Source organism: Streptomyces mabaensis (assembly GCF_053763515.1).
In genome coordinates, this window is record NZ_JBSOPZ010000004.1 from 207,517 (window position 1) to 232,000 (window position 24,484).

Annotated in this window: 22 protein-coding genes; 13 read left to right on the plus strand and 9 right to left on the minus strand. The window is 69.8% G+C overall.

Annotated elements, in window-relative coordinates:
• Nucleotides 1–9 precede the first annotated feature (9 nt).
• Nucleotides 10–1,449 carry an ATP-binding protein gene (locus ACWV17_RS05380; protein WP_455358676.1) on the minus strand — a complete coding sequence of 480 codons (1,440 nt, stop codon included), beginning with the start codon at nucleotides 1,447–1,449 and terminating at the stop codon, nucleotides 10–12.
• Nucleotides 1,450–1,619: 170 nt separating this feature from the next.
• Here ACWV17_RS05380 and ACWV17_RS05385 point away from each other — a divergent pair, with 170 nt between their 5' ends.
• The 3 genes from ACWV17_RS05385 (at nucleotide 1,620) to ACWV17_RS05395 (ending at nucleotide 3,420) form a co-directional block, all read left to right on the plus strand.
• A complete protein-coding gene (locus tag ACWV17_RS05385) occupies nucleotides 1,620–1,889 on the plus strand; it encodes a type II toxin-antitoxin system Phd/YefM family antitoxin (protein WP_455352688.1) in 270 nt (89 codons plus the stop codon).
• Nucleotides 1,882–2,145, plus strand: coding sequence for a type II toxin-antitoxin system RelE family toxin (locus tag ACWV17_RS05390; RefSeq protein WP_455358677.1), 264 nt, complete (start codon nucleotides 1,882–1,884; stop codon nucleotides 2,143–2,145). Before ACWV17_RS05385 ends, ACWV17_RS05390 begins: the two co-directional genes overlap by 8 nt.
• 105 nt (nucleotides 2,146–2,250) lie before the next feature.
• Nucleotides 2,251–3,420, plus strand: coding sequence for a hypothetical protein (locus ACWV17_RS05395; RefSeq protein ID WP_455352690.1), 1,170 nt, complete (start codon nucleotides 2,251–2,253; stop codon nucleotides 3,418–3,420).
• Between the two features lie 501 nt (nucleotides 3,421–3,921).
• On the opposite strand, the gene ACWV17_RS05400 is transcribed toward ACWV17_RS05395, so the two are convergent.
• Nucleotides 3,922–5,163, minus strand: coding sequence for a hypothetical protein (locus ACWV17_RS05400; RefSeq protein ID WP_455358678.1), 1,242 nt, complete (start codon nucleotides 5,161–5,163; stop codon nucleotides 3,922–3,924).
• A gap of 674 nt (nucleotides 5,164–5,837) precedes the next feature.
• Nucleotides 5,838–6,926 (minus strand): redox-regulated ATPase YchF, encoded by a 1,089-nt coding sequence (ychF, locus tag ACWV17_RS05405; RefSeq protein ID WP_455358679.1) that lies wholly within the window; start codon nucleotides 6,924–6,926, stop codon nucleotides 5,838–5,840.
• Between the two features lie 171 nt (nucleotides 6,927–7,097).
• Here ychF and ACWV17_RS05410 point away from each other — a divergent pair, with 171 nt between their 5' ends.
• A complete protein-coding gene (locus ACWV17_RS05410; protein ID WP_455352693.1) occupies nucleotides 7,098–7,652 on the plus strand; it encodes a DUF6542 domain-containing protein in 555 nt (184 codons plus the stop codon).
• A gap of 23 nt (nucleotides 7,653–7,675) precedes the next feature.
• Here the strand turns inward: ACWV17_RS05410 and ppgK are convergent, their stop codons facing one another.
• Together ppgK and ACWV17_RS05420 are read right to left on the minus strand one after the other, a co-directional pair.
• Nucleotides 7,676–8,437: a polyphosphate--glucose phosphotransferase gene (gene ppgK / locus ACWV17_RS05415; protein ID WP_455358680.1), complete on the minus strand. Its 762-nt coding sequence runs from the start codon at nucleotides 8,435–8,437 to the stop codon at nucleotides 7,676–7,678.
• 39 nt (nucleotides 8,438–8,476) lie between these two features.
• Nucleotides 8,477–9,466 (minus strand): 4-hydroxy-3-methylbut-2-enyl diphosphate reductase, encoded by a 990-nt coding sequence (locus ACWV17_RS05420; protein ID WP_455358681.1) that lies wholly within the window; start codon nucleotides 9,464–9,466, stop codon nucleotides 8,477–8,479.
• Between the two features lie 99 nt (nucleotides 9,467–9,565).
• Between ACWV17_RS05420 and ACWV17_RS05425 the strand changes: the two genes are divergently transcribed.
• The 4 genes from ACWV17_RS05425 to ACWV17_RS05440 all read left to right on the plus strand — a co-directional run bounded on the left by ACWV17_RS05425 (nucleotide 9,566) and on the right by ACWV17_RS05440 (nucleotide 13,251).
• A complete protein-coding gene (locus tag ACWV17_RS05425) occupies nucleotides 9,566–10,969 on the plus strand; it encodes an APC family permease (protein WP_455358682.1) in 1,404 nt (467 codons plus the stop codon).
• Nucleotides 10,970–10,978: 9 nt separating this feature from the next.
• Nucleotides 10,979–12,187, plus strand: coding sequence for an exodeoxyribonuclease VII large subunit (gene xseA, locus ACWV17_RS05430; protein ID WP_455358683.1), 1,209 nt, complete (start codon nucleotides 10,979–10,981; stop codon nucleotides 12,185–12,187).
• 60 nt (nucleotides 12,188–12,247) lie between these two features.
• Nucleotides 12,248–12,508 (plus strand): exodeoxyribonuclease VII small subunit, encoded by a 261-nt coding sequence (locus tag ACWV17_RS05435; protein WP_455358684.1) that lies wholly within the window; start codon nucleotides 12,248–12,250, stop codon nucleotides 12,506–12,508.
• 152 nt (nucleotides 12,509–12,660) lie between these two features.
• Entirely contained in the window at nucleotides 12,661–13,251 is a 591-nt protein-coding gene (locus tag ACWV17_RS05440; RefSeq protein WP_455358685.1) for a malonic semialdehyde reductase, read from the plus strand.
• A gap of 92 nt (nucleotides 13,252–13,343) precedes the next feature.
• On the opposite strand, the gene ACWV17_RS05445 is transcribed toward ACWV17_RS05440, so the two are convergent.
• Nucleotides 13,344–13,865: a DUF4245 domain-containing protein gene (locus tag ACWV17_RS05445; protein ID WP_455352700.1), complete on the minus strand. Its 522-nt coding sequence runs from the start codon at nucleotides 13,863–13,865 to the stop codon at nucleotides 13,344–13,346.
• 169 nt (nucleotides 13,866–14,034) lie between these two features.
• Here ACWV17_RS05445 and glpX point away from each other — a divergent pair, with 169 nt between their 5' ends.
• Complete coding sequence (glpX, locus tag ACWV17_RS05450; protein ID WP_455352701.1) at nucleotides 14,035–15,069, plus strand: class II fructose-bisphosphatase; 1,035 nt, start codon at nucleotides 14,035–14,037, stop codon at nucleotides 15,067–15,069.
• A 126-nt stretch (nucleotides 15,070–15,195) separates the two neighbouring features.
• Here the strand turns inward: glpX and ACWV17_RS05455 are convergent, their stop codons facing one another.
• Together ACWV17_RS05455 and ACWV17_RS05460 are read right to left on the minus strand one after the other, a co-directional pair.
• The gene (locus ACWV17_RS05455; RefSeq protein WP_455352702.1) at nucleotides 15,196–15,564 is read right to left on the minus strand and encodes a WhiB family transcriptional regulator; all 369 of its coding nucleotides are present in this window, start codon (nucleotides 15,562–15,564) and stop codon (nucleotides 15,196–15,198) included.
• 130 nt (nucleotides 15,565–15,694) lie between these two features.
• Entirely contained in the window at nucleotides 15,695–16,351 is a 657-nt protein-coding gene (locus tag ACWV17_RS05460; RefSeq protein WP_455358686.1) for a DUF1707 SHOCT-like domain-containing protein, read from the minus strand.
• Nucleotides 16,352–16,534: 183 nt separating this feature from the next.
• Between ACWV17_RS05460 and ACWV17_RS05465 the strand changes: the two genes are divergently transcribed.
• On the plus strand, nucleotides 16,535–18,226 hold the full coding sequence (locus tag ACWV17_RS05465; RefSeq protein ID WP_455358687.1) for a fumarate hydratase: 1,692 nt from the start codon (nucleotides 16,535–16,537) through the stop codon (nucleotides 18,224–18,226).
• A 94-nt stretch (nucleotides 18,227–18,320) separates the two neighbouring features.
• Here ACWV17_RS05465 and ACWV17_RS05470 read toward each other — a convergent pair whose 3' ends face one another.
• Nucleotides 18,321–19,859: a ricin-type beta-trefoil lectin domain protein gene (locus ACWV17_RS05470; RefSeq protein WP_455358688.1), complete on the minus strand. Its 1,539-nt coding sequence runs from the start codon at nucleotides 19,857–19,859 to the stop codon at nucleotides 18,321–18,323.
• 107 nt (nucleotides 19,860–19,966) lie between these two features.
• On the opposite strand from ACWV17_RS05470, the gene ACWV17_RS05475 reads away from it, so the two are divergent.
• The 3 genes from ACWV17_RS05475 (at nucleotide 19,967) to ACWV17_RS05485 (ending at nucleotide 24,472) form a co-directional block, all read left to right on the plus strand.
• Entirely contained in the window at nucleotides 19,967–21,370 is a 1,404-nt protein-coding gene (locus ACWV17_RS05475; RefSeq protein WP_455358689.1) for a class II fumarate hydratase, read from the plus strand.
• Between the two features lie 78 nt (nucleotides 21,371–21,448).
• Nucleotides 21,449–22,126 (plus strand): cytidylyl-2-hydroxypropylphosphonate hydrolase, encoded by a 678-nt coding sequence (fomD, locus tag ACWV17_RS05480; RefSeq protein WP_455358690.1) that lies wholly within the window; start codon nucleotides 21,449–21,451, stop codon nucleotides 22,124–22,126.
• Between the two features lie 219 nt (nucleotides 22,127–22,345).
• Nucleotides 22,346–24,472 (plus strand): SpoIIE family protein phosphatase, encoded by a 2,127-nt coding sequence (locus tag ACWV17_RS05485; RefSeq protein ID WP_455358691.1) that lies wholly within the window; start codon nucleotides 22,346–22,348, stop codon nucleotides 24,470–24,472.
• The last annotated feature ends 12 nt before the right edge of the window (nucleotides 24,473–24,484 follow it).

The window sequence follows — 24,484 nt, forward strand, 5'->3', positions numbered from 1 at the left end:
GTTCCGCGGCTATCGGGGCTGCCACGCCCGTACGAGGTCTTCCGGCCCCCAGTGCGCGGTCAGCGGCAGGTCATCGGCCACCCCGCAGCGGGAGACCGCGACCAGTGGAGTATCCGGGGCGGTGCCGGGGACGGCGAGCACGTCGCGTACCAAGGCGTCGTACTCATGACGGCCGAAGGGCTGGGTCTCCAGCCACTTGACCGACCCGACGAAGTGCACCTGCCGAGCGACCTGCTCGCGGTCTGCACCGATGAGGTCGATCTCGGGGTTGTTCTGACGGTTCCACCAACCACCGATGGCCTCGGTCTCGGGCCACTCGTCATTGGGCATCAGCCGCAGCAAGGACTCGCGGATCAGTGGCTCGACCGCTCGCCCACGCCAAGTGGCCCATGACCGCTCGATGCGTTCCAGCGCCAAGTCACCGCGACCACGCTCGATGAGTGGGATCGCGCGTGCCAGGAAGGCCAGCCAGAACCGCAGATACGGGTCGGCGATCCGGTAGCGCTTGTTCTTGCTGTCCGGCTTGGCGGACAGGGGGAGGTCAGCGGCCAGGACTCGCTTGGCCTGCAGCATGGCCAGCAACGGGGAGAGCGTGCCGGACGGCAGCGAGCTGGCACCACCGGCCTGGGCTGCGATCGCGCTGAACGTGCGCTCGCCGCTGCCAACCGCTTCCAGTACGGCCCGTGAGTGCGAAGCCTCGGGGAATTCGCCCAGCAGGGACAGCTCGCCGGCCACCAGCAGGGGCGAGAGAGGATTGGCGACCGAAGCTTGCAAGAAGGCAGTACGCCCCATTCCCGGCCGCCATGCCTGCACGATCTCGGGGAATCCTCCAGTGATCAACTGGGCGTCGACGGCCCCTGCGGCATCCAGCTCGGTCATGGCCTGCACGTCGGCCAGGTTCAGGGGACGGACGGTCATTTTCGCTGCCCTGCCGAAGAACGGGCGCCCGTACGACTGCAGTGCCTCCATTACTGATGTATCGCTGCCGACCAGAAGCAGAAGCACGGGCTTGGCAGACAGGTGACGGTCCCAGACAGTTTGGAGTGCGCCCTCGAATTCCTGATCCTGCTCGACCAGCCAGGGCACCTCGTCGATCACCGCGATGCTGGGTGAGTCATTGGGTACCGCGAGCGCCAGCGAGCGCAGGGCCTGGTTCCAGTCCTGCACCTGAAGGCCGGCGACCAGCTCGGCCCCCGGCAGTAGCGACTGCGCGAGGGTCGCGGCAAAGTCGGCGCGCTCCGTTACGGGGTTACGCCCCCGGGTGGCCTGGAACACCATGTACGGCGCTTCCGAGCGGTCGCAGAACTCCTGGACCAGTCGCGACTTCCCCACTCGGCGCCGGCCCGTCATGATCACAGCCCGCCCTCGGGTGGCGCCAGCACCCTCTGCCACTGTCCGGTACTGCTCGGCCAGCAGTTCAAGATCTCCAACCCGACCTTGGAACTCCACGGCGCACCCCCCGGGGGCAATTAACGTAGGTAGATTATTACGTAGATTGAATCTTACTTCATCTCCAGCAGCCTAGTGGATCGAGGGCAGAGTCGGGTACGGACGCAGGGGACCAGGACTGACCGACTCCCGACATGTGTACACATGAGACACCTGGTACGCTTGAGTGTATGACGCAGCCTTCGCCCATAGAGTCCATCCGCGACGTACGCGCACGCTTGGCCGAGGTCGTGGAGCGGGCCGAACGGGACGACGTACCCACCGTGATCACGCGCCGAGGCAAGGAAGTCGCTGCCGTCGTGTCCATCGAGGTGCTTCGGAAGTACCAAGAGTGGGAAGAGCGCGAGATCAACCGGATCATCGACGAGCGCATGGCGAATCCGGCAGCCGGCATCCCGATTGAGGACATCATGAGGGAGACGCTGGCACGCAGTGAGTGAGTACCGCACCGTCTTCCGACCCGAAGCTCAGACAGAGCTACGCAGAATCCCCCGCGACATGGCGCTCCGCATCCTGGCCAAGCTGACCGAGTTGGAAAGCGACCCACTCGGCTTCAACACCACCGCACTCGTGTCCCAGCCCGAACGCCGCCGCCTACGCGGGGGTGACTACCGTGTCGTCTACACAATCGACAACGGTGAGCTGGTGGTGTGGGTCGTGCACGTCGGGCATCGCTCCACCGTTTATGACACCTGATCCTGCGCCAGGAACACGTGCGGTCGGCAGGATTCGCTGGAGGTAGCGCGCCACTGTCCGGGCCAGCAGTGCCGGGTTGTCAGTGGTGACTGCTTTCATGACGCCATGAGCACTGTGCACGAGATCGCGGCCCTCCTCCCCGACCCCGCCGAACTTCGCGCCCACCTGCGCGAGTTGGCCATTCTGGACGCCACGATCGGCGGCGATCCGCAGTTCTGCTGCTATACCTTCGACACGGCCTGGGGCCCCGGCGAAGAGGCAGCCTTGATGGAGAACGGCTCGGGGGACGACTTCTCCGTCCTCTTCACCCCGGCCGGCGTGCTCATACGCGGCTTCGACCACGAGTCGGAGATGAGCCCGTACGGGACGGACGACGAGCAGGTCTGGCCCGGTGTCATCGACGAAGTCCCCGGCGCGCTGCGCCCGCTCCTGGACGAACCCGCCTTCTGCGACGAGGGCATCGACGCCCCTCGGGTCACCGCCTGCCTGTGGCAGGAGACCGGCGACACCGCCTGGCGCACCGGCTCGGCCATCGCCTTCCCGCCCGGCAGCGAGGACCCGGACGGATCCGGCTTCCTCTTCCACCTCCTCGCCGACCGCTCCCCCGAGGCCATCCAGGCCCACTTCGAGGACTACTACGAGCGCCCCGTCCCCCTCGACGCCGTCCGCCACGTCCTCGCCGGACATCCCCTCACCCCTGCGATCACCGCAGCCCTCAACCCGGCCGCCCTCTCCGACAACGCACTGCTCCGCAGGAGCGCCGCGCATCCCGAGGTCGCCGCCTACCTGGCCTGTGATGGCGAGTTCGACCTCGCCCGCACCGACCCGATCGAGCCGATCGCCCTACCCAACAGCCTCCCGGTGGAGCCCGTCGCCGGCTGCAACGCGGGCGGCACCCACTACCTCTGTGGCCCGGCCGTCCCCGGCGGCCCCCGCCCCGTCCTCTACACCGACTCCGAGGGCCGGGCCTCCCTGATCGCCGAGTCGCTTGCCGAGGCACTGACTCTCGTCATCGTTCTCCCGTCCTGGCACGACGCCTTGGCCGGCTTCCGGCCCCCGACCCTCAACTCCGACTACCTCGACGACCACCCGGACCACCCCGCCGTCCGCGACCGCCTCCTCGCCGCCCTTGGGCTCCCCTCGGCCACCGAACGGGAAGTCCTGGACCACCTCCTCGCCACCGCCGCCCGCACCGTCCCCGACGGCTTCCTCCCGCACGTTCCCGACGAGGAGGACTCCGCCTTCCAACCGATGCTCGAACTGTTTGCCGAGTAGGCCCTCGAGTGCGGTGACCCTTCATCCGTAGGCCGAGCAACCACCGCGCTCGTCTGGGCCGTGCTTCCAGACGGGACGGGGCAATACCGCTTCCTGCGCGCCCGGATGAGACAACGCCGCCCGCCGGACAGCCGCCCGGATCGACAAGGAGCTGCGCCGCTCCACACCCGACCGGCAACGCGTCACCGGGACCCTGAGTGCCTCGATCGACTCGGTCGCGGCTGTCGTGCCTGTCGCGACGGTCTCATGGCAGCCGTCATGGCCCTCTCCGCCTGACCGCAGTGAACCCCGCCCAACTCCCGAGCGAGGGGAGAGGCTCGCTGCTCGCCCTCGCCCAGGATGCCGCGGTCCGCCAAGTCCGCGCCTCACATCTGCATGACGGAGGCGCGGACGATCCTCGTCGAGGCGATCGGCACCGAGGAAATCAGGCAGATCTGAGAAGCGGCGTCGGCTACGGAAGGCCCCTCTAGGAAGCGCTGCCCGGCTTTGTGATGAGCCATTTCAAGCTCCGGAACGACAGGTACGAGGGATCGAGGCGCCGGGCTTACCCTCCCCCGCAGGGAGCACCTGCACTTCCTCGGAGGGCACGGGGAAGGCGTCTCCCGATTCCGGGTCCCACAGTGTCACTTCGCCACCGATCACGCCGAACGTGCCATACACCTGCTCAGGGTCCAGGCGATGCCCGTACAGCGGAAGTTCGTCCAATGGCCCAATCGGAGTGACACAGACCGGCTGAGGAGCAGCACCGTAGTAGTGATCTGGCACTCGGCCTGATCGCCACTGCTGTACCGCCTCATCGCCGGCGGCCCCCGCGGGGTCCAGCACGGCCAGTACCCCCGTCAAGGTGAGCGCCATGGCCCCGGTCAGGGTCGCGATCGGGAGGAGCGGTCGCAGCGTACGGTGAGGGAGAACGGGCTGTATGTAGCCCCAGCAGGCCAAGGAGAATAGCGTCAGAGCCATCGAGATCCCCAACACGTACGCCGAAGCCAGGAACTGCCACACCTCCGCCACGTCTATCTCCTCCGCACGAACGTGAAACGCGGCCCCGTAAAACGTAAAAAGCACAGGGCTGAGGCCGCCAAGCGCCGGAACAACCACCGGCAGCAGCGCTACAAACGCCGCCACCAAGAAAGGTCTCCGACTCCCTGTACGAGCCAGGCGACGAATGCCGCCCGTGACGAACACCGCGCCTGCTAGGAGAAGGTGCACGCATAGAGCGGCAGCGGGATCAAAGAGCCAGGTCACCCAAGCTGTGACCGCGAAGAGCGCCCCGCTGGTTGCCAGCGCTGCCAGCCATGCGTGACTGCGCCGGCGACGGTGGACGACCACTTCCTCGTCCGCCCGGGCACCACCTCCGTCCCCGGTTGCCGAACCATCTGAGGTGATCAGGCTGGTGCGGCGGCGACGGACGGTACGGCGTCGTCGGACGAAGGGAAGCATGGTGATCGCGCACCACCACGTGAACAGCGCCCAGGCCACGAATGCAGGCAGATCCAGCCACCAAGGGCCAGAAGCAACCGGGATACCGAGCAGGCCCGCCGCCCAGCTCAGCGCCGTCGCCTTCACCACCCGCTGGTGACCTCGGGCAACCTGGGTCCGACGCATGCCGTTGTGGGCCTGCACCCGACGTGGAAACGAGGGACGCACCCTCCCCTCGCCGGCATGCCGCTCAGCGTCCTGATACGAGCCGAACAACACTGTTCCGGTGTCATGCAATCCCATGCGCCGCTCCCAGTTGAACATCCACTGCAACCAGCGATTGGCATGCGTGCTGGGTGGCGCACAAACGAACCACTGTGGTTCCTGGCGACGCTGTCTCCGCAGCAGCCGCGCACTCACGGGCCGCAGATCAAGCTCGGCATCGTCCGCCAGGTTCTTGACTTCCTGGACCGCCCACCGTTCCGGACGACGCCCGGAGTCACGCCTTACGGGGACGCCAAGCACGTAAACCGACTTCCGGACTGTCTCGCCCCGAGGAACTCCACCCGGAGTACGAGTATCCGGATACGCCCCCTCCTCAGCGTCAAGTACCTCCCAGCCCACCTCGTCGAACGATGCGCGTGCCCTTCTCCGGTGCTCGACCGGCCCTGTCAAAGCCACCTCCACCCGGACGGTGAGCAGCGCACCTCCGCGCCCCTGCCGTTGGTCTGTCTGCATACGTCTTCCCTTCGACGGAAGCGTCGATGGCCTGTCGGCAGTTCAGTGGATCCCCGCTGGTGCGCATCGCATCATCGAGCAGTGCGGCGATTCACCGTCAGTCCGGCGCAGCCACTGTGTAGGCGTAGCCGTCACACAGGCACCGTCCGCGAGCCTCCGCCAGGGCCAGCTTGGGAACGACGAAGGGGCCGAGCCCACAAGAGGGCTCGACCCCGAACCGACACGCTAAGGAATCGCTTTAACGTACAGGAATCAATCGATTACACGTTGAAGCGGAACTCCACCACGTCGCCGTCCTGCATCACGTAGTCCTTGCCCTCCATGCGGGCCTTGCCCTTCGCGCGGGCTTCCGCCACCGAGCCCGTCTCCACCAGGTCCGCGAAGGAGATGACCTCTGCCTTGATGAAGCCCTTCTGGAAGTCGGTGTGGATCACGCCTGCCGCCTCCGGGGCGGTCGCGCCCTTCTTGATGGTCCACGCTCGGGTTTCCTTCGGGCCTGCCGTCAGGTAGGTCTGCAGGCCCAGCGTGTCGAAGCCGACGCGGCCGAGGGTGGCGAGGCCCGGCTCCTCCTGGCCCATCGACTGGAGGAGTTCGAGCGCCTCGTCGTCGTCGAGCTCGATGAGCTCGGATTCGATCTTCGCGTTCAGGAAGATCGCCTCCGCCGGGGCGACCAGCGCGCGCTGCTCGTTCTTGAAGTCCTCGTCGACCAGTTCGTCCTCGTCGACGTTGAAGACGTACAGGAACGGCTTCGTCGTCAGCAGGTGCAGCTCGTGCAGCAGCCGGCCCTTCTCCGTGCCGGCCGTGATGCCCGCCGCGAAGAGCGTCGTTCCCTCCTCGAGGATCTTGCGCGCCTCCTCGACCGCGGCCAGGACCGCGACCTTCTCCTTCTGGAGACGGGACTCCTTCGTCAGGCGCGGGACGGCCTTCTCGACGGACTGGAGGTCGGCGAGGATCAGCTCGGTGTTGATCGTCTCGATGTCGTCCTTGGGCGAGACCTTGCCGTCGACGTGGACGACGTTCTCGTCCTTGAAGGCGCGGATGACCTGGCAGATCGCGTCGGACTCGCGGATGTTCGCGAGGAACTTGTTGCCCAGGCCCTCGCCCTCCGACGCACCGCGCACGATGCCCGCGATGTCGACGAAGTCGACGGTCGCCGGGAGGACGCGCTGGGAGTTGAAGATCCCGGCCAGCGTGGCGAGGCGGGCGTCCGGGACACCCACGACGCCGACGTTCGGCTCGATCGTGGCGAACGGGTAGTTGGCCGCCAGTACGTCGTTCTTGGTCAGGGCGTTGAAAAGGGTCGACTTGCCGACATTCGGCAGGCCGACGATTCCGATCGTGAGCGACACGTTGGCGACTTCCTGGAGTGCGGACTGGCGCGGCCCGAGTGGGCCGGTCCACCAGTTTACGGGCGTGTCGGGGTTGCCTCTCAGCCACATGACGTCGAACTCAGCGCCAAGCTCGGCCAAAGCGCGTGTCCAAAGCCGGACAGATGCCGTCCGGCGACCTACGTTGGTCGCGTGGAGCAACACACGAAGCGACCGTCTCGTCACCAGCAGCGACGTCGTACGTCGCTGCCCCCCACCGGTGCGCTCGGTGAGACCGCCGCTCTGTACCGGGTCGCGGCCGCCCACCCGGCACATCCGGTGCCACCCGTGCAGCCGCTGCGCAGGACGCCCCGCCCCCGGCTGACCGGGCTCGGCGGCGGACTGTTCGCGCTGGCCACGATGTTCCTGCTGGCGTGGGTCTGCTGGCTGCTGTTCGACGAGTCGATCCTGGTGTACGGGCTGCTGTTCCTGCCGGTGAGCGCCGCGACCGCGCTGTGGGTACGGCCCGCCGACCTGGTCACCGCGCCGATCAGCGTGCCGATCGCGTTCGCCGGCGGCGTCCTGCCGATCGCGGGCGGCACCGGCGGCTTCGGCGGTCATGTGATGGGGGTGGTCACCGCCCTCGCCCTGCACGCCGGCTGGCTGTACGGCGGAACGCTGGTCGCCGGCCTGATCGTCATCGTACGGAAGGTGATGATCATGAGCCGGCGCCGGTCCCGCCGACAGCCGCGGTACCAGCGGTACTAGCAGTACTAGAGGTACTAGAGGTACTAGCCGGCCTCGGCGGACCCCTGGCGGCCCGCGGCCGCCATCGCCGCGCCCACGATTCCCGCGTTGTTCTGGAGCTGGGCAGGGACCGTCTCCGCCCGGATGCCCTCGATCAGGGGCAGGAACTTGTCGGCCTTGCGGCTGACCCCGCCGCCGATGATGAAGAGGTCGGGCGAGAAGAGCATCTCGACGTGCGCGAGGTACTTCTGGACCCGGTGCGCCCAGTGCTGCCAGCTGAGGTCCTCGTCCTCCTTGACCTTGGTGGAGGCGTGCTTCTCGGCTTCGTGCCCGTGCAGTTCCAGATGGCCGAGCTCGCTGTTCGCGACGAGCCGGCCGTCGGTGAAGACCGCGCTGCCGATGCCCGTACCGAAGGTCAGCACGATGACCGTGCCCTCGTGGCCGCGCCCCGCCCCGAAGGTCATCTCGGCGAGGCCGGCGGCGTCGGCGTCGTTGAGGACGGTGACGGGCAGGCCGTTCAGCTCCGCGCTGAGCAGCTTGCGGGCATCGGTGTCGATCCAGCCGCTGTCGACATTGGCGGCGGTACGGGTGACGCCGCCGGTGACGACGCCCGGGAAGGTGATGCCGACGGGGCCCGACCAGCCGAAGTGGCCGACGACCTCCGCGACGCACCCGGCCACCTTGTCGGGGGTGGCCGGGTGCGGGGTCAGTACCTTGTGGCGCTCCTGCGCCAGGTCTCCACGGTCCAGGTCCACGGGAGCGCCCTTGATCCCGGATCCGCCGATGTCCACGCCGAAGATCTCCATGGACTCCACGGTACGGGCAGCCGCCCCTACTTCCCGTGCTTACTGGCCCGACAAGTCCGCCGCTTCGGCGCGCAGGTCGCGGCGCAGTTCCTTGGGGAGGGAGAAGATGATGGACTCCTCGGCGGCGGTGACCAGTTCCACGTCCGCGTACCCGCGGACGGCCAGCCACTCCAGTACGCCCTGCACGAGGATCTCCGGGACCGAGGCGCCGGAGGTGACGCCGACCGTCGTGACGCCGTCCAGCCAGGCCTCGTCGATCTCGTCCGCGAAGTCCACCAGGTGCGCGTCGCGCGCGCCCGCGCCGAGGGCGACCTCGACCAGGCGGACCGAGTTGGAGGAGTTCTTGGAGCCGACGACGATGACCAGGTCGGCGTCCGAGCCCATCTGCTTCACGGCGATCTGGCGGTTCTGCGTGGCATAGCAGATGTCGTCGCTCGGCGGCGAGATGAGCTGGGGGAACTTCTCCTTCAGCGCGTCGACCGTCTCCATCGTCTCGTCGACGGAGAGGGTGGTCTGGGAGAGCCAGACGACCTTGGACTCGTCGCGTACGGAGACGTTGGCGACGTCCTCGGGCCCGTCGACCAGGGTGATGTGCTCGGGAGCCTCGCCGCTGGTGCCGATGACCTCCTCGTGGCCCTCGTGGCCGATCAGGAGGATGTCGTAGTCGTCCTTGGCGAACCGGACGGCTTCCTTGTGGACCTTGGTCACCAGCGGGCAGGTGGCGTCGATGGTGGCGAGCTTGCGCTCGGCGGCCTCGTCGTGGACGACGGGCGCGACGCCGTGCGCGGAGAAGACCACGATGGAGCCCTCGGGGACCTCTTCCGTCTCGTCGACGAAGATGGCGCCCTTCTTCTCCAGGGTCTGCACGACGTACTTGTTGTGCACGATCTCCTTGCGGACGTAGATCGGCGCTCCGTACTGCTCGAGGGCCTTCTCGACGGCGATCACGGCTCGGTCCACGCCGGCGCAGTATCCGCGGGGGGCTGCGAGGAGGACGCGGCGGGCTGTTGTAGCAGTCATGCCCCCCATCGTAAGGGCGCGTCCGGCAGGCCGAAGATCGGCCGGCGGGAACAGACTGGGTTGCGTTGATGTCCTCAGCAGGCGTACGGAGGCAGAGGCGGAAGCAGAATGGGCGAGCCGGACGGGCGTACCGGTGCCGAGGGCGGGCGGCTGCGGCGGAGTCTCGGATTCCGGGATCTGGTGGTCTACGGGCTGCTCTTCATCGCCCCGATGGCGCCGGTCGGGGTGTTCGGGACGCTGGATGCCAGGTCCCACGGCGCGGTGGCACTGGTGTACCTGGTCGCGACGGTCGCGATGGCGTTCACCGCGTTCAGTTACGCGCAGATGGTGCGAGTCGCGCCGCAGGCCGGATCCGTCTTCACGTACGCGCGCAAGGGCCTCGGCGAGGGGCCGGGGTTCGTCGCCGGGTGGATGGCGATGCTCGACTACCTGCTGATCCCCGCCGTCGCCTACCTCTTCTCCGGGATCGCCATGGAGGCGCTGGTCCCCAGTGTGGACCGGTGGATCTGGACCGGGATCGCGGTGGTGGTGACCACCGGGCTGAACCTCTACGGCGTACGGGCGGCGGCCCGGGTCGGCTTCGCGGTGCTCGCGATGGAGATCGTGGTGCTGCTGGTGTTCGTGGTGTCGGCGGTGGTGGCACTCGTACGGGACGGGGCGCAGCGGGGCTGGCTGTCGCCGCTGACCGGCGACGGGTCGCTCGGCTTCTCGGTCGCGGCGGTGATCGGCGCGGTGTCGGTGGCGGTGCTGTCGTACCTCGGCTTCGACGCGATCGCCTCGTTCGCGGAGGAGGTCACCGGGGGATCGGCGAAGGTGGCGCGGGCGGTGCTGTGCTGTCTGACGCTCGCGGGGGCGCTGTTCGTGGCGCAGACGTATCTGGTGGCGCTGCTGGAGCCTGTGTCCTCGGCGGAGCTGGCGGCTGATCCGGCCCGGCAGGGGGCCGCGTTCTACGACGCGGTGGACGCCTCGGTGGGCCACTGGCTGCACGATCTCGTGGCGGTCAGCAAGGCGATCGGTGCGGCGTTCGCCGCGCTCGCAGGGCAGGCCGCGGCGGGCCGGCTGCTGTTCGCGATGGGCCGCGCGGGGCGGCTGCCGTCCCTGCTGGCCAGGACCGCGCACGGGGTGCCGCGCCCGGCGCTGCTGCTGGCCGCGACGGTCACGATGATCGCGGCGGTGTGGGCGGCCCGGCGGGACGACGGCCTGGACCACCTGGTGTCGGTGGTGAGCATCGGCGCGCTGACGGCGTTCACCCTGCTGCACGCGTCGGTGGTGGGCTGGTTCGTGGTGAAGCGGCGCGAGGGCCCGCCCCGGTGGTGGCCGCATCTGGTGGTGCCGGTGCTGGGCGCGGCGGTGACGGTCGCGGTGATCGCGGAGGCCTCGCACACGGCTCAGCTGATCGGGCTGGCCTGGCTGGCCGCCGGGCTGCTGGTGCTGGTCGTTCAGCGCGGTCGTGGCGGCGGAGTGGGAGGTGGCGCGGGTGGTGTCGGGGGTGGTGTCGGTGGGAGCCCCTAGTCTGCGTACATGGCTCTGAATACGTCGGCAGATGCGCCGCTGCCCGTCGGCCAGGTGTCGCGGCTCATCGGGGGGTGGATCGACCGCCTCGGGGCCGTGTGGGTCGAGGGGCAGATCACGCAGCTGTCGCGCCGGCCGGGGGCCGGGGTGGTCTTTCTGACGCTGCGCGACCCGTCGCACGACATCTCGATCGGCGTCACCTGCTACCGGCAGGTCTTCGACGCGGTGGCGGATGTGGTGTCGGAGGGCGCCCGGGTCGTCGTACTGGCGAAGCCCGAGTGGTACGCGCCGCGCGGGCAGCTCTCCCTGCGGGCCACCGAGATAAGGCCGGTCGGGATCGGTGAACTGCTCGCCCGGCTGGAGCAGTTGAAGCGGAGCCTGGCGGGCGAGGGGTTGTTCGCCCTCGACCGGAAGAAGGCGCTGCCGTTTCTGCCGCAGCTCGTCGGGCTGGTCTGCGGCCGCGCGTCGGCGGCCGAGCGGGACGTCCTGGAGAACGCGCGGCGGCGATGGCCCGCGGTGCGGTTCGAGGTGCGGAACGTGGCCGTGCAGGGGGTGAACGCGGTGACGCAGGTCGTCCAGGCGGTCAAGGAGCTGGACGAGCTGCCGGACGTCGACGTGATCATCGTGGCGCGCGGCGGGGGCAGCGTGGAGGATCTGCTGCCGTTCTCCGACGAGCAGTTGGTACGGGCGGTGGCGTCGGCCCGTACGCCGGTCGTCTCGGCGATCGGGCACGAGCCGGACTCGCCGCTGCTCGACCTGGTCGCGGACCTGCGGGCGTCGACGCCCACGGACGCGGCGAAGAAGGTCGTGCCGGACGTCGGCGAGGAGCTGGACCGGGTGCGGCAGCTCCGGGACCGGGCGCTGCGGACCGTGCGCGGGGTGCTGGACCGGGAGGAGCGGGGTCTCGCGCACGCGCTGACCCGGCCGGTGATGGAGCGGCCGCACCGGATGATCGAGGACCGCGAGGAGTTCGTCGACGCGCTGGTCGGTCGGAGCCGGCGCGTGCTGGGCCACCTGCTGGACCGTGCGGACTCCGAGTTGTCGCACACCCGGGCCCGGGTGGTGGCGCTCTCGCCGGCGGCGACGCTGGAGCGGGGGTACGCGGTGCTCCAGCGGGCGGACGGGCATGTCGTACGGGCCCCGGACGACGTTTCCTCCGGCGAGGAGCTGCGCGCGCGGGTCGCGGAGGGCGAGTTCACGGTGCGGGTCGCCGAGTGAGCGCCGGGCTCCCCCGCTCCCTCATCATCGTTGTCGTACCTCACACATAGGGTGGATCGCATGGCTGCCAACACGGACGCAGGGACAGCGGCGGCTGCCGCCGCGGGCCCGCTCGGGTACGAGCAGGCGCGGGACGAGCTGATCGAGGTCGTGCGCCGGCTGGAGGCGGGGGGCACGACGCTCGAGGAGTCACTCGCCCTGTGGGAGCGGGGCGAGGAGCTGGCCACGGTGTGCCGGCACTGGCTGGAGGGCGCCCGCGCCAGGCTGGACGCGGCGCTGTCGGAGCGCGGCGACGAACCCGGCGCGGTCGCCGAGGACTGAACGGCGTTGGGCCCGTCGCTAAGCCCTGCGGTTCAAGGGGGCGGGCGGGTGTGAGGTGTGTCACTCTCTGTATGTAGTTGAAATTTAACCTACCGGGCGGCGGTTACACCCGCCGTAAAGATCCGCCGCTTGTCCCGGAAGGTACCTCCGCAATGTCCCTCGTTCTTGACCCCGCCGCCCAGGACCTCCTCTTCCGTGAGGCCCGCAGCGCCAACACGTTCTCCGACGAGCCGGTGACCGAGGAGCAGGTTCAGGCGATCTACGACCTGGTGAAGTACGGTCCCACCGCCTTCAACCAGACCCCGTTGCGTGTCGTCCTGGTCCGCTCGGCCGAGGCCCGCGAGCGCCTGGTGGGGCACATGTCCGAGGGCAACCGCCCGAAGACCGCCGCCGCCCCGCTGGTCGCGATCCTCGCCGCGGACAACGAGTTCCACGAGGACCTCCCGCAGCTGCTGCCGCACTTCCCGCAGGCCAAGGACATGTTCTTCGCCGAGCGCCCGGTCCGCGAGCAGTCCGCCCAGATCAACGCCGCGCTCCAGGCCGCGTACTTCATCGTCGGTGTCCGCGCCGCGGGGCTGGCCGCCGGCCCGATGACGGGCTTCGACTTCGCCGGTGTCCAGAAGGAGTTCCTGGACGACGACCACACCCCGCTGATGGTCGTGAACATCGGCAAGCCGGGCGAGGACGCCTGGTTCGCGCGGAGCCCGCGCCTGGCCTACGACGAGGTCGTCAGCACCATCTGAGCCGCACGCCACAGCGCCGCACGCACAAGGCCGCCCGCCCCGGAATCCGGGGCGGGCGGCCTTGCGTGCGTACGTCCGCGAACCGAAGCCGGCTACGGCTCCGTCCGCAGCGCCGCCGCCATCTTCGCCAGCTGCTCGAACGACGCCGTACCCGTCACCACCGTCGTCGCGCCCTCGTCCCGGCGCACCAGCGCGTCGTACTTCGGGCCCTCCCAGCGCTGCCAGGTCTCGCCGCCGATCCGCTCCGTCCGCCCGGTCTCCACCGCGTTCTGGCTGACCTTGCGGATGTACTTGTCCGTCGGCGCGGTGGACTGCTCCACCGCCACGTACTGCCCGTCCGGGTCGAGGAAGCCCAGGTGCCAGGCGTTGCTGTTGCTGCGCTCGTACGTCACCGACGTCGGCTTCCAGTCCTTCGCCAGGCCCTCGGGGGCGGCGACCGGATAGGGGGCCGCCCGCCGGGCCGTGATGAGTTCGACGCGGTAGTCGACCGCCCTCACCGGGTCCGCTTCCTCGTCGTGCGGGATGAACATGTAGATGACGGCGACGAAGATGCCGATCACCGCCATCGACAGTGTCATGTCCCGCACCGTCTGCTTGCCTCGCATACCTGCCACGGGTCCATCGTCCCCCATGGCCGGCGGCCGGCTGCGCCAGGGGCCGCGCATTCCGAGCGGATGCCGATATGCCGCTCATACGTGCCCCCCACTGCTCAATTTATCGACGTACCGATAGAGTCGCAGCACCCTCTTTTCCGGCCGTCGTCGTACAGAAAGGTGCGCTCCGATGACCGAGCACAACAACTTGCCGTCCCAGCTCGAGGTCTCCCCCGAGGCTCCCGACCGCAACCTCGCCATGGAACTCGTCCGGGTCACCGAGGCCGCGGCGATGGCCGCGGGCCGGTGGGTCGGCCGCGGCGACAAGATCGGCGCCGACGGCGCGGCCGTCCGGGCCATGCGCACGCTCGTCTCCACCGTCTCGATGAACGGCGTCGTCGTCATCGGTGAGGGCGAGAAGGACGAAGCCCCGATGCTGTTCAACGGCGAGCGGGTCGGCGACGGCACCGGCGCCGAGGTCGACATCGCCGTGGACCCGATCGACGGCACGACGCTCAACGCCAAGGGCATGCCCAACGCCATCGCCGTCCTGGCCGCCGCGGACCGCGGCACGATGTTCGACCCGTCCGCGGTCTTCTACATGGACAAGCTGGTCGTGGGCCCCGAGGCCGCCGACTTCGTCGACATCACCGCCCCGACGTCGGTCAACATCCGCCGGGTCGCCAAGGCCAAGAACATGTCCCCCGAGGACGTCACCGTCGTCATCCTCGACCGCCCCCGCCACGAGGGCATCGTCAAGGAGATCCGCGAGACCGGCGCCCGGATCAAGTTCATCTCCGACGGCGATGTGGCCGGCTCGGTCATGGCCGTACGCGAGGGCACCGGCGTGGACATGCTGATGGGCATCGGCGGCACCCCCGAGGGCATCATCTCGGCCTGCGCGATCAAGTGCCTCGGCGGCACCATCCAGGGCAAGCTCTGGCCGAAGGACGAGGCGGAGCGCCGGCGCGCGCTCGACGCCGGTCACGACCTCGACCGTGTCCTGCACACGAACGACCTGGTCAGCGGCGAGAACGTGTTCTTCGTCGCCACCGGCATCACGGACGGCGAGCTGCTGCGCGGTGTCCACTACCGCGCCGAGACCGCCACCACCTCCTCGCTGGTGATGCGCTCCAAGTCGGGCACGATCCGCAAGATCGACTCGACCCACCGGCTGTCGAAGCTGCGCGCCTACAGCGCCATCGATTTCGACCGCGCCCAGTAGGTCGCGCCGCGGCACGGAAAAGACGCGGTAGTACGGAAGAGAGGGGCACCCCCGTTGTGCGGCGGGGGTGCCCCTCTTCTCGTACGTCGCGCTTCTTCTCGTACGTCCCGTTCCTCCGTCGGAGGATCAGCCGGCGGCCGCGATCGGGCCCGTCGACGCGGCGCTGCGCAGCTCCAGCTCGCGCCGCCTGCGCCGGGCCAGCACCACGCGGCGCTCGGCGGCCGTCAGGCCGCCCCACACGCCGTACGGTTCCGGCTGGAGCAGCGCGTGCTCCCGGCATTCGACCATCACCGGACAGCGTGCGCAGACCCGCTTCGCGGCCTCCTCACGCGACAGCCTCGCGGCCGTCGGTTCCTTGGAGGGGGCGAAGAACAGCCCGGCTTCGTCCCGGCGGCACACCGCCTCCGAGTGCCATGGTCCGGCATCTTCCCGAGCCGGCCCCCGCTGGCTCGGGACTGCGACGACCTGGGGGGACTGATGCGGCGGTTGCAGCACGGGTCTACTCCTGACGACGGCTTCGCGAGCGAGAGACGATGCAGGGGTCCCTACCCGCTGTGCGCGCGCCTATGCACTGAGTTCCGGTCCCCGGAATTTCGACCGGTTCTCAACCGACCCGGTTCCCGCCTCAGTGCCCGAGGTGTTTACGCATCCGGTCGTGCAGATCGACGAGGCGCTTGCCGCGCTTCGGCCGCGCCTCGATGTTCCCGAGGACCGAGTAGCCGCGGATCAGCACGACGGGAGCGTGCGGATCGGCCTCCTCGTTGGTCTTCACCTCGAAGTTCCCGAAGACGCCGGTGCCGAATCCGCGCAGCGTGATGTTCTCCGGTACCCGGACCTCGACACTGCCGAAGACCGAGACCGCGTCGATCTCGATCTGCTGCTGCTCGAACACCGCCTCGGTGAGGTCGATCTCGACGCTGCCGAAGACGGACACGACACGGGTACGGGAGCCCGGACGCCAGCGGCCCTTGCGGGTCGAGCTGCTGAAGACGGCGACCACGTTCTCGACGGCGACCGGCCCGGCGGCGACCGGCCCGACCGCCGACGGCCCCCACCCGGGCGCGGGCGCCGCAGGCCGGCGCGTACCCGCCGCGGGCAGGTCCCGTACCAGCGGCTCGAGTTCGCCGAGCGTCTTGGCCGCGTACACGCCGTCGATCCGCTCGGAGTGCTCCTCGGCGGTCAGCCGGCCCTCGGCCAGGGCGTCCCGGAGGATGTCGGAGATCCGGTCGCGGTCGGCGTCCGACGCGCGCAGGGCGGAGTGCTCATGCTTTTCCAGGTCCACCACGTCAGCATAGCCAGACACGATAGATCGCGATAGTGCCCACCGCGATAGTGCACAGTGGAGTGTGCGCGCCCGTCACTGAGCCTTACCTCACAGGCTCAGTGACGCCGCCAGGTCCTACCCTGGTTGACGCGCTGCCGATGGATGCCAGCGCCGCCGTCTGCCGACTGAGGAATGGCCGCAATGCCCCCTGTCTCCCGCCCGCCCAGCCCTGCGTTCACGTACACCGATCTGCTCCCCCTGGGCGAGGACACCACGCCGTACCGGCTGGTGACCTCCGAGGGTGTCTCCACCTTCGAGGCCGACGGACGTACGTTCCTCAAGGTCGACCCGGAGGCGCTGCGCACGCTCGCCGCCGAGGCCATGCACGACATCTCGCACTACCTGCGCCCGGCCCACCTGGCGCAGCTGCGCCGCATCATCGACGACCCCGAGGCGTCCTCGAACGACAAGTTCGTCGCCCTCGACCTGCTCAAGAACGCCAACATCGCGGCGGCCGGCGTGCTGCCCATGTGCCAGGACACCGGCACGGCGATCGTCATGGGCAAGCGCGGCCAGAACGTCCTGACGGCGGGCGGCGACGAGGAAGCCCTCTCGCGCGGCATCTACGACGCGTACACCAAGCTCAACCTGCGGTACTCGCAGATGGCTCCCCTCACCATGTGGGAGGAGAAGAACACCGGCTCCAACCTGCCGGCCCAGATCGAGCTCTACGCGGCCGACGGCGGCGCGTACAAGTTCCTCTTCATGGCGAAGGGCGGCGGCTCCGCCAACAAGTCCTTCCTCTACCAGGAGACGAAGGCGGTCCTCAACGAGGACTCCATGATGAAGTTCCTGGAGGAGAAGATCCGTTCGCTCGGTACGGCCGCCTGCCCGCCGTACCACCTGGCCATCGTCGTCGGCGGTACGTCCGCCGAGTTCGCGCTGAAGACCGCGAAGTACGCCTCCGCGCACTATCTCGACGAGCTGCCCGCCGAGGGGTCCCCGGCCGGTCACGGCTTCCGTGACAAGGAGCTGGAGGAGAAGGTCTTCGAGCTGACGCAGAGGATCGGCATCGGCGCGCAGTTCGGCGGCAAGTACTTCTGCCACGACGTCCGCGTCGTCCGGCTGCCGCGCCACGGCGCCTCGCTGCCCGTCGCGATCGCCGTCTCCTGCTCGGCCGACCGCCAGGCCGTCGCGAAGATCACCGCCGAGGGCGTGTTCCTGGAGCAGCTGGAGAAGGACCCGGCGCGCTTCCTGCCGGAGACGACCGACGAGCATCTGGACGCCGACGGTGACGTCGTGAAGATCGACCTGAACCGGCCCATGGACGAGGTACTGGCCGAGCTGACCAAGTACCCGGTCAAGACCCGGCTCTCGCTCACCGGCCCGCTCGTCGTCGCGCGCGACATCGCGCACGCCAAGATCAAGGAGCGGCTGGACGCGGGCGAGGAGATGCCGCAGTACCTCAAGGACCACCCGGTCTACTACGCGGGACCGGCCAAGACCCCCGAGGGCTACGCCTCCGGCTCCTTCGGCCCGACGACGGCCGGCCGGATGGACAGCTACGTCAAGCAGTTCCAGGCGGCGGGCGGCTCCAAGGTCATGCTGGCCAAGGGCAACCGCTCCCAGCAGGTCACCGACGCGTGCGGCACGCACGGCGGCTTCTACCTGGGCTCGATCGGCGGTCCGGCCGCCCGGCTCGCGCAGGACTGCATCAAGAAGGTCGAGGTCGTCGAGTACGAGGAGCTCGGCATGGAGGCGGTCTGGAGGATCGAGGTGGAGGACTTCCCGGCGTTCATCGTGGTGGACGACAAGGGCAACGACTTCTTCACCGAGCCGGCCCCGGCCCCGACGTTCACCTCGATCCCGGTCCGGGGCCCCGGACTGGCATAGGGCCTGTCCGGCGGATCAGGGCCGGACTGGCGTAACGCCTGCTCGTCGCCGGAGGGGCCGATGGTCAGCCCCTCCGGCGACCGCGGACGGGCCGCTACGCGAACCGCTGGTTCGCGGCGCCCGTGCAGGTCTGGAGCCGCAGCGGCTCCTTCGCGGAGGCGAGGGTCAGGCACAGTGCCGTCGCCGCCGCCGGGCGGATCGTGCCCGACTCGCGTACGAACTGCTGGTTGGCCCCGCCGTGGCAGTTCCACAGGACGACCGCCGTGCCGGCCGTGTAGCTGCCGCGGTACACGTCGAGGCAGCGGTCGTGGGTCAGCTCGGTGTGCACGGACTTGCGGCCGGCGTCGTACCACCAGCCCTGGTTGCGGGCGCCGTTGCAGTCCCAGCCGCCGACCTGTGCGCCGTTGCGGCTGTTGGCGCTGTACACGTCCAGGCAGCTGCCGGTGGACTCGTTCTTCAGCGGCTTGTAGGCGTCGTCCCAGCCGCCCGGGAAGAGCTGCGGCTTTCCGGTGCTCGCCGGGTCCGCGCAACTCGCCTCGGTCAGGCCCGAGTGGTAGAGCTGGGTCAGGCACGAGGCGAAGGCGGCGTGGCCCCGTACGTTCGGGTGGAAGGACTGGCGCACCGAGTTCGAGTCCGGCGGGAAGGGGTTGGTGACGTCGATGTAGAGGCCGCGCGCCCACGGGTCGTCCATGCACACCTCATGGCCGTGGAACAGGCGGGAGTTGTCGAGGTAGACCGCCCCGGACTGCTGCGCGGCCCGGCGCATCCCGCTCTGGAAGCCGGGTACGGCGGCGTTGCGGGCCCAGCGGGCGTCCTGGTCGTAGCCGGTGCAGCCACCGGGGATCTTGCCGGGGTAGCTGGGGTTGTCGTAGATGTCGGGACCGATCGGGCCGGGGTAGCCCATGACGACCAGCTTGTAGTCGCCGTCGGCGTAACCCGCCTCGCGCATGACCGTACGCAGGTCGGCGACCGTCGCCTGGACCTTGGGCACCAGGCCGTCGATGCGGCCCTGCCAGCCGGGCGCGTACTTGGGCTCGCAGGCGCCCTGGAAGGTGAACCACCGGGTGACGCAGTCGGTGATCACCGGGCCGAACTGGAGGTCGTCGTTGGCACCGGCGACCAGCAGCACCATCTTGATCCGGGTGTTGCGCGCCTTGATGGCGAGGTTGTCGCTCTGGACGAGCTCGTCGGCGTACTGCTTGCCGCCGCCGATACGGATGTTGCCGGTGTACGCCCCGGAGCAGGCCACGTTGTACGTGACGTCCGCGGGGATCCCGGTGCGGTGGATGGCGGCGTCGGGCGAGCGGTGGCACCAGTTCGACGGGCCGTTGGTGCCGGGTTCGTACGTGCCGACGCCCTCGCCGGAGATCTCGCTGTCGCCGAGGGAGATGAGGCCGGTCTTGCGCTCGGCGAGCGGGCGTTCGGCCGGACTGCCGTAGAGCTTGGTGGCCTCGGCGGCGCGGATGGTCTCGAGTGCGGGTGGCAGTGGGGTGGATGCGCGGATGGAAGCGGGGGCGGCCGGTGCGGGGGCAGCCTGGGCCGTGGGGGTGATTGCGGTGAGTCCGCCGAGGGCGGACGCGAGTGCCGCGAGAGCGGCGACGGTACATCTGAGTCTGGGTCTGGTACGTGCCATGTACGCCTCCCCGATGTCAGTGTTACCGCAGGTATTTACTGGCCAGTAGGAGACTTGGGAACACTTTTAACCAGACAATTGCTCAACTTTTCGGAGGTACGACGAAGATGACGACCGATCAGGACGACAGCGGGTACCGCACCGAGCACGACTCCATGGGCGAGGTACGGGTCCCCGCGCACGCCAAGTGGCGTGCCCAGACCCAGCGGGCGGTGGAGAACTTTCCCGTCTCCGGCCAGGGCCTGGAGCGCGCCCACATCGAGGCCCTGGGCCGGATCAAGGCGGCCGCCGCCAAGGTCAACGCCCAACTCGGCGTGCTGGACGCGGACATCGCGACGGCGATCGAGGAGGCGGCGGCCGAGGTCGCCGAGGGCCGCTGGGACGAGCACTTCCCGGTGGACGTCTTCCAGACCGGTTCCGGTACGTCGTCCAACATGAACACCAACGAGGTGGTCGCCACCCTCGCCACGGAACGGCTCGGCCGCGAGGTCCACCCCAACGACCACGTCAACGCCTCGCAGTCGTCCAACGACGTCTTTCCGTCCTCCATCCACATCGCCGCGACCGCCGCCGTGACCGGTGACCTGATCCCGGCCCTGGAACACCTCGCGGCCTCGCTGGAGCGGAAGTCCGCCGAGTTCGCGCAGGTGGTCAAGTCCGGCCGTACGCACCTGATGGACGCGACGCCCGTCACTCTCGGCCAGGAGTTCGGGGGCTACGCCGCCCAGGTCAGGGGCGGTGTCGAACGGCTGAAGTCGGCGCTCCCGCGCCTGGCGGAACTCCCGCTCGGCGGCACCGCGGTGGGCACCGGCATCAACACCCCGCCCGGCTTCTCCGCGGCCGTCATCGCCGAGGTGGCCCACACCACCGGCCTGCCGCTGACCGAGGCCCGGGACCACTTCGAGGCACAGGGGGCGCGGGACGGGCTGGTGGAGACGTCCGGCCAGCTCCGCACGATCGCGGTCTCCCTCACCAAGATCTGCAACGATCTGCGCTGGATGGCCAGCGGTCCCCGCACCGGCCTGGCCGAGATCAGCCTCCCCGATCTCCAGCCGGGCTCGTCGATCATGCCGGGCAAGGTGAATCCGGTGATCCCGGAGGCGGTGCTGATGGTCGCGGCGCAGGTGACCGGCAACGACACCACGGTCGCGGTGGCCGGCGCGGCCGGGAACTTCGAGCTGAACGTCATGCTGCCGGTGATGGCGAAGAACCTGCTGGAGTCCGTACGGCTGCTGGCCAACGCCTCCCGCCTGCTGGCGGACCGTACCGTCGACGGCATCACGGCGAACGTCGAACGGGCCCGGGAGTACGCCGAGTCGTCGCCTTCCGTCGTCACGCCGCTGAACAAGTACATCGGGTACGAGGAGGCCGCCAAGGTCGCCAAGAAGTCGCTGGCCGAGCGGAAGACCATCCGCGAGGTGGTCCTCGAATCGGGCTATGTGGAGCGCGGGGACCTGACCCTGGAACAGCTCGGCGAAGCCCTGGACGTGCTGCGTATGACCCGGCCCTGACCTGCTGATTCGCCCATGAACGGAATCTTCATGATCTGTACCGCAGCGCCCGGCCCCCTTCGCCCCTAAGATCTGCGCATGACAGGTACGACAGGCACTTCCCCCTGGTCGCCGGGAGACCACATCCTCTGGCGCTACCGCGGCAACGCCGTGGAGGGGAACGGCCATGTCCACATCTGCCGCCCGGTGACCGTCGTCGAGGACACCCCGGATCTGCTGGCGGTGTGGATGGCGCCGGGCACCGAGTGTGTGAAGCCGGTGCTCGCGGACGGAAGGACGCCCGTGCACCACGAGCCGCTCGCCACCCGCTATACCGCGCCCCGCACCACCGTCCGCTCGCGTTGGTTCGGTACGGGGGTGCTGAAGCTGGCCCGGCCCGGTGAACCGTGGTCGGTGTGGCTGTTCTGGGAGCGGGGCTGGCGCTTCAAGAACTGGTACGTGAACCTTGAGGAGCCCCGCACCCGGTGGACCCGCGGAGTCGACTCCGAAGACCACTTCCTCGACATCGCGGTGCATCCCGACCGCAGCTGGAACTGGCTGGACGAGGACGAGTTCGACCAGGCGCAACGGGCCGGACTGATGAACGCGGGTCAGGCCCGGCGCGTACGAAGAGCCGGGCGCGCCGCGGTCGAGGTGATCACGGCGTGGGGCCGGCCGTTCTGCGACGGCTGGCAGGACTGGCGGCCGGACCCGCGGTGGACCGTGCCGGTGCTGCCGGACGACTGGGACCGCACCCCGGCGCATATGACCTCATGAGACCCTTGATGCGCCCCCGGGGTTCAAACGTAGGATCGTCCTCCGTATGGCTGCGCAGCTGCAATGACGCTGCCGTGCAAGGACCTTGACCGAACGTCACAAGAGGAAACGAGAGGGGCCTTGAGGGAGGGAGTTGACGGTGTCCCTCCCGCTGAGCGGGTATACCGCGACTGAGTTGAGTGCAGCGCACATCAAGCGCGAACGGACGGAATCCCACGCGTGACGGAGTACCCGACCTCCCACGAAGGCCCGCAGCCCGGAGCTGCCCGGCCGACCGCGCCCGCGGACCCGCGCGGGGCGCTGCAGCGGCGTACCGGAACGGCCGCCGACGGCGTGCCCGCCCAGCCCCGGTCGGCCGCGCCGCGCTCCCGGCCCAGGGAGGACGGACCCGGCGCCGCCGCGGACGGCCACGGCAAGGCCGAGCCGCACAGCACAGCGGACGGACATGGCACGGACGCCCACGGCACGGTCGGGCACGGGACGGATGTCCACGGCACGGTCGGGCACGGGACGGACGGGCACGGCCTGGCCGGCGCCGGGGCCGTCCCCGGCGCCCGCGGTCTGGACGCCGACCCCGCGGGCATACGCGAGGACGCCGGCCCGGCCGCCGACCCCGCGGCGGCTCGCCGCGAGGGGGACCGGCTGCGGTTCGTGGGCGCCGCCACCCGGCGGATCGCCCGGGGCATAGACCTCGACGAGATCGTGCTGGGCCTGTGCCGGGCCACCGTACCGACGTTCTCCGACGCGATCCTGGTGTACCTTCGCGACCCGCTGCCGGTCGGCGACGAACGGCCCGCCGGCCCCGTGGTGTTACGGCTCCGGCGAACCGACCGGCTCCGCCCGATCGACGAGAGCACGGACAACGGCACGGACCCGGAGACCGAGGCCGCCCGGCAGCAGCTGTTCATGCAGACGGACATGCCCGCCGCCGAACTGTGCGAGATCCGGCCCGGCGGCGCGCTGGCCGAGGTGCTCCGCGGCGTACGGCCGGTGTTCGGCGCCTCCGCCGCCGCGCGCGCCGCGCTGACCGAGCTGCTGGGCGGCGACCATCCCGTACCCGGCGGGCACCGGGCGATCCTCGCCCCGCTGCGCGGCCGGCGCCGGGTGATCGGGGCCGCGGTGTTCCTGCGCCGCCCGGAGCGGCCCGCGTTCGAGCCCAACGACCTGCTGGTGGCCGCCCAGTTGGCCACCCACACCGCGCTGGGCATCGACAAGGCCGTGCTGTACGGGCGCGAGGCGTACATCGCCGACGAGCTCCAGCGCACCATGCTGCCCGACTCGCTGCCGCAGCCGACCGGCGTCCGGCTCGCCAGCCGCTACCTGCCGGCCGCCGAGACGGCCCGGGTGGGCGGTGACTGGTACGACGCGATCCCGCTGCCCGGCAGCCGGGTCGCGCTGGTCGTCGGCGACGTCATGGGCCACTCCATGACCTCCGCCGCGATCATGGGCCAGTTGCGCACCACCGCGCAGACCCTGGCCCAGCTCGACCTGCCCCCGGCCGAGGTGCTGCACCATCTCGACGAGCAGGCCCAGCGGCTCGGCTCGGACCGCATGGCGACCTGCCTGTACGCCGTGTACGACCCGGTCTCGCACCGCATCACCATCGCCAACGCCGGCCATCCGCCGCCCGTACTGCTCCACCTGGGCGGCCGCGCCGAGGTGCTGCGGGTGCCGCCCGGCGCGCCCATCGGCGTCGGCGGCGTCGACTTCGAGGCGGTCGAGCTGGACGCCCCGGCCGGCGCGACGCTGCTCCTGTACACCGACGGCCTGGTCGAGTCCCGGCTGCGCGACGTCTGGACCGGTATCGAGCAGTTGCGGGAGCGGCTGGCCGCCACCGCCCAGCTGACCGGGCCGGACCATCCGCCGCCGCTGGAGGCGCTGTGCGACGACGTCCTGGACATGCTCGGCCCCGGTGACCGGGACGACGACATCGCGCTGCTCGCCGCCCGTTTCGACGGGATCGCGCCGAGCGATGTCGCGTACTGGTTCCTTGAGCCGGAAGAGCGGGCTCCCGGGCGGGCCCGCCGCCTGGCCCGGCGGGCGCTGGCCCGCTGGGACCTGGAGGAGCTCTCGGACTCAGTGGAGCTGCTGGTCAGCGAGGTGGTGACGAACGCCGTGCGGTACGCGGAGCGGCCGGTCACGCTGCGGCTGCTGCGTACGGACGTCCTGCGCTGCGAGGTCGGCGACGACTCGCCGCAGCTGCCCCGGCAGCGCCGGGCCCGGGACACCGACGAGGGCGGCCGGGGTCTGTTCCTGGTCAACCGGCTGGCGCGGCGGTGGGGCGCGACCCGGCTGAGCAGCGGAAAGGTGGTCTGGTTCGAGCTGCCGGCACCCGCTCGTACCTAGGGGTGTCCGGGG

Excerpts from the sequence above, each read along its gene's own strand:
- ACWV17_RS05385 (WP_455352688.1), top strand. The coding sequence starts at position 1,620 with ATGACGCAGCCTTCGCCCATAGAGTCCATCCGCGACGTACGCGCACGC.
- ACWV17_RS05395 (WP_455352690.1), top strand. The coding sequence starts at position 2,251 with ATGAGCACTGTGCACGAGATCGCGGCCCTCCTCCCCGACCCCGCCGAA.
- ACWV17_RS05400 (WP_455358678.1), bottom strand. The coding sequence starts at position 5,163 with ATGTTCAACTGGGAGCGGCGCATGGGATTGCATGACACCGGAACAGTG.
- ppgK (WP_455358680.1), bottom strand. The coding sequence starts at position 8,437 with ATGGAGATCTTCGGCGTGGACATCGGCGGATCCGGGATCAAGGGCGCT.
- ACWV17_RS05420 (WP_455358681.1), bottom strand. The coding sequence starts at position 9,466 with ATGGGGGGCATGACTGCTACAACAGCCCGCCGCGTCCTCCTCGCAGCC.
- ACWV17_RS05425 (WP_455358682.1), top strand. The coding sequence starts at position 9,566 with ATGGGCGAGCCGGACGGGCGTACCGGTGCCGAGGGCGGGCGGCTGCGG.
- xseA (WP_455358683.1), top strand. The coding sequence starts at position 10,979 with ATGGCTCTGAATACGTCGGCAGATGCGCCGCTGCCCGTCGGCCAGGTG.
- ACWV17_RS05435 (WP_455358684.1), top strand. The coding sequence starts at position 12,248 with ATGGCTGCCAACACGGACGCAGGGACAGCGGCGGCTGCCGCCGCGGGC.
- ACWV17_RS05440 (WP_455358685.1), top strand. The coding sequence starts at position 12,661 with ATGTCCCTCGTTCTTGACCCCGCCGCCCAGGACCTCCTCTTCCGTGAG.
- glpX (WP_455352701.1), top strand. The coding sequence starts at position 14,035 with ATGACCGAGCACAACAACTTGCCGTCCCAGCTCGAGGTCTCCCCCGAG.
- ACWV17_RS05465 (WP_455358687.1), top strand. The coding sequence starts at position 16,535 with ATGCCCCCTGTCTCCCGCCCGCCCAGCCCTGCGTTCACGTACACCGAT.
- ACWV17_RS05470 (WP_455358688.1), bottom strand. The coding sequence starts at position 19,859 with ATGGCACGTACCAGACCCAGACTCAGATGTACCGTCGCCGCTCTCGCG.
- ACWV17_RS05475 (WP_455358689.1), top strand. The coding sequence starts at position 19,967 with ATGACGACCGATCAGGACGACAGCGGGTACCGCACCGAGCACGACTCC.
- fomD (WP_455358690.1), top strand. The coding sequence starts at position 21,449 with ATGACAGGTACGACAGGCACTTCCCCCTGGTCGCCGGGAGACCACATC.